The organism is Streptococcus parasanguinis (assembly GCF_001578955.1).
Classification (GTDB): domain Bacteria; phylum Bacillota; class Bacilli; order Lactobacillales; family Streptococcaceae; genus Streptococcus; species Streptococcus parasanguinis_U.
The window spans coordinates 164,975-168,424 of sequence record NZ_KQ969692.1; the positions used below are offsets into that span (position 1 = coordinate 164,975).

At 42.2% G+C, this 3,450-nt stretch carries 3 protein-coding genes and 1 tRNA gene; 2 read left to right on the forward strand and 2 right to left on the reverse strand.

From position 1 onward, the window contains the following. Positions 1–283: 283 nt before the first annotated feature. Both tsf and rpsB read right to left on the reverse strand, forming a co-directional pair. Entirely contained in the window at positions 284–1,324 is a 1,041-nt protein-coding gene (gene tsf / locus SPADD19_RS08980) for a translation elongation factor Ts (protein ID WP_049492557.1), read from the reverse strand. 82 nt (positions 1,325–1,406) lie between these two features. Beyond that, the gene (gene rpsB, locus SPADD19_RS08985; protein WP_003016971.1) at positions 1,407–2,189 is read right to left on the reverse strand and encodes a 30S ribosomal protein S2; all 783 of its coding nucleotides are present in this window, start codon (positions 2,187–2,189) and stop codon (positions 1,407–1,409) included. A gap of 264 nt (positions 2,190–2,453) precedes the next feature. Between rpsB and SPADD19_RS08990 the strand changes: the two genes are divergently transcribed. Together SPADD19_RS08990 and SPADD19_RS08995 are read left to right on the forward strand one after the other, a co-directional pair. Further along, a tRNA-Cys gene (locus tag SPADD19_RS08990) sits at positions 2,454–2,524 on the forward strand. Between the two features lie 144 nt (positions 2,525–2,668). Further along, complete coding sequence (locus SPADD19_RS08995) at positions 2,669–3,427, forward strand: hypothetical protein (RefSeq protein ID WP_049496382.1); 759 nt, start codon at positions 2,669–2,671, stop codon at positions 3,425–3,427. Positions 3,428–3,450 lie beyond the last annotated feature (23 nt).

Genomic DNA, 3,450 nt, shown 5'->3' on the forward strand with positions numbered 1-3,450 from the left:
CGGGGAACTGTTTTAGCATGAGCTTAAAATTTGAAAAGCGAATGGGTCCAAAACTAATTGAACACGGGCGGCGGATTGTGTCAAAAAGATAAGTTTTCCTAGAATCTAAAGATTCTTCGTTAAACTTCCTATTTTGACTTTATCCGCAGACGCCCTTTGTATCTTAATTAGTCATGGAACTTCTTTGAAGTTCGCTGACGTCCGTACTCACCTAAGGAAAGTTATTTAGATGACTTTATCTTACAAAAAAGAGGTTCCCATCGAAACCTCTTTTTTTGTATTCTTAGTTGTTAAGAGCCGCTGCCATTGTAGCTGCAACTTCTGATTCAAAGTCATTAGCTGCTTTTTCGATACCTTCACCAACTTCAAAGCGAGCAAACTCAACTACTGAAGCATTTACTGATTCAAGGTAAGCTTCCACTGTCTTGCTGTCATCCATGATGTAAACTTGTGCAAGAAGAGTGTAAGCTTGGTCAACTTTAGTGTTGTCAAGCATGAAGCGATCCATTTTACCAGGGATGATCTTATCCCAGATTTTTTCTGGTTTACCTTCAGCTGCCAATTCAGCTTTGATATCTTCTTCAGCTTGAGCGACAACTTCGTCAGTCAATTGAGCTTTAGAACCATACTTCAAGTGTGGAAGAGCTGGTTTACCAACCATTGCACGGCTTTCGTTATCTTGGTCGATGACGTGGTTCAATTGTGCCAATTCATCTTTCACGAATTGCTCATCCAATTCTTTGTATGAAAGAACAGTTGGTTTCATTGCAGCGATGTGCATTGAGATTTGTTTAGCAAGTGCTTCGTCTCCACCTTCGATCACAGAGATAACACCGATACGTCCACCGTTGTGTTGGTAAGCACCGAAGTGTTGCGCATCTGTTTTTTCAAGCAAAGCAAAACGACGGAATGAAATCTTTTCACCGATTGTAGCTGTTGCAGATACATATGCAGCTTCAAGAGTTTCACCTGAAGGCATTGTCAACGCAAGAGCTTCTTCATTGCTAGCTGGTTTACCTTCAGCGATCACTTTCGCTGTTGCGTTTACCAATTCAACGAATTGAGCGTTTTTCGCAACGAAGTCAGTTTCAGCGTTCACTTCAACAACTGCTGCAACGTTACCGTCTACATAAACACCAGTCAAACCTTCAGCGGCAACACGGTCAGCTTTCTTAGCTGCTTTAGCCATACCTTTTTCGCGAAGCAATTCGATCGCTTTTTCGATATCGCCTTCCACTTCAACCAATGCTTTTTTAGCGTCCATGACACCAGCACCAGATTTTTCACGCAATTCTTTTACAAGCTTAGCTGTAATTTCTGCCATTTTTGTTCTCCTATATTTTTTAATAAAAGAAGAGGGTCGGGCTGAGCCCTGCCCTCTTAGGTTCGTTACTTATTGAATGAAATTAAGCGTTGTCGCCTTCTACAACTTCAACGATTTCTTCGATTGAATCAGCTTGACCTTCAGTAGCTGCCAATTCAGCTTCTACTGTAGCAACACTGTCTTCACCTTGACGTCCTTCGATAACAGCGTCAGCCATTTTCGCAGTGATCAATTTAACAGCGCGTATAGCGTCATCGTTCGCTGGGATGATAACATCGATATCATCTGGGTCAGTGTTTGTATCGACCATCGCTACAACTGGGATACCCAATTTCTTAGCTTCTTTAACAGCGATTTGTTCTTTATGTGGATCCACAACGTACATTACGTCTGGGATACGAGGCATGTCTTCGATACCACCCAAGAATTTTTCAAGACGAGCGCGTTGTTTGTTCAACAATGCAACTTCTTTCTTAGGAAGAACTTCAAAAGTTCCATCTTCTTCCATGCGTTTGATTTCTTTCAAACGAGCGATACGTTTTTGGATTGTTCCCCAGTTAGTAAGAGTTCCACCCAACCAACGGTGGTTGATGAAGTATTGACCTGAACGAACAGCTTCTTCAGCAACAGCATCAGCAGCTTGTTTCTTAGTACCTACGAACAAGATCACTGCATCGTTTGCAGCTGCATCACGCATGAAGTCGTATGCTTGGTCTGCATATTTTACAGTTTGTTGCAAGTCGATCACGTGGATTCCGTTACGTTCTGTGAAGATGTACTTAGCCATCTTAGGGTTCCAGCGACGAGTTTGGTGACCGAAGTGTACACCAGCCTCAAGAAGTTGTTTCATTGAAATTACTGCCATGAGTAGTTTCTCCTTTTTTGTTTTTTTCTCCTCTCTCAGACGTCAACTTGCAGCACGACCACAAGGGCAACGGTGTCACAATGGATCCGAGATGAGTATTTGCTGTCTTAGACAACTCTATAAGTATAGCAGAAATCCCTAGAATTCGCAAGCTATTTGAGAGATTTTTTCAATCCCTACGATGAAATGGTTTTCTAAAGTTGTTTGACGTAAAAAGTTTTTCTTGACCTATCTTTATTTTTAGGTTACAATATTATATGTTATGGCGGTATAGCCAAGTGGTAAGGCACGGCTCTGCAAAAGCTTGATCGTCGGTTCAAATCCGTCTACCGCCTTGATAATAAAATTTTTTATCATCTTTTATCTTTTAAAAATTCCCCTAGCAATAGGGGGTTTTTTTGTTGCCATTTGCTCCTTTCCTTGATTATTGATATAATAAAACCTCGCCTGATTGGCGAAGCACATTAGAAAGGGTATTTATGAAAAACATTCGTTTCTTTGCGATCGGCCTTCTTTCACTAGTGACACTAGCCGCTTGCTCACCTGCCAATTCTGCGCAACCAGCAAAAACAGCTTCTAGCTCTAGAAAACCGATCAAACAATCTTCTACCAAAGCATCATCTAGTAAATCGTCGAGCACTTCTTCAGACAGCAGTAGCTCAGATGATTTTTCAGGTCGCTTCAGCTTGGATCCAGATGATGGCGCATCTCTCCAATATGTGCCAGGAGCTGCATCCATTCCTGAGATCGAAAAACTCAAGAACCTCCACCCTACCACCGGTTTTGTATTGAGAACCGAAGATGGACAAGAGGTTGGTGGGCCAAAAGAAAGAAACAGTTACGATGACGTAGTTGCAGCCTTTGGTCAACCCGTAAGTAGCACAGACAGTGCGAATCCTGGTGATGGAGTCAATGTTTGGGCAACAGACAATGGCGATATCATGGCTTTCTTCCGCAATAATGTGTTAACAGATATCACCTTCCGACTAAGAGGGGGCGATGCCAACCACCAGTCTACTGGCAGCATTTCCAAATCCGATACACCAAAAACGGCCCTCGAACGTCTCGGAAAACCCTATGCCATTATGCGTTCAGAAAATGGGACCAGCTATGTCTATAAAGATAGCAACGGGGACGAATCTAGCTTCTCTACACAAGGAAACAAGATCTTCAATGTTACGTCTGCTGCAGAAACCAAGCAGTTAAAAAAGATCACTGGCCTAGATAAAAATCAATAATAAGCAATCAAAAGAGGCTGGGA

What these genes read in the sequence shown, in the direction of transcription:
- SPADD19_RS08995 (WP_049496382.1), top strand. Translation starts at nt 2,669, where the DNA reads ATGAAAAACATTCGTTTCTTTGCGATCGGCCTTCTTTCACTAGTGACA.
- tsf (WP_049492557.1), bottom strand. Translation starts at nt 1,324, where the DNA reads ATGGCAGAAATTACAGCTAAGCTTGTAAAAGAATTGCGTGAAAAATCT.
- rpsB (WP_003016971.1), bottom strand. Translation starts at nt 2,189, where the DNA reads ATGGCAGTAATTTCAATGAAACAACTTCTTGAGGCTGGTGTACACTTC.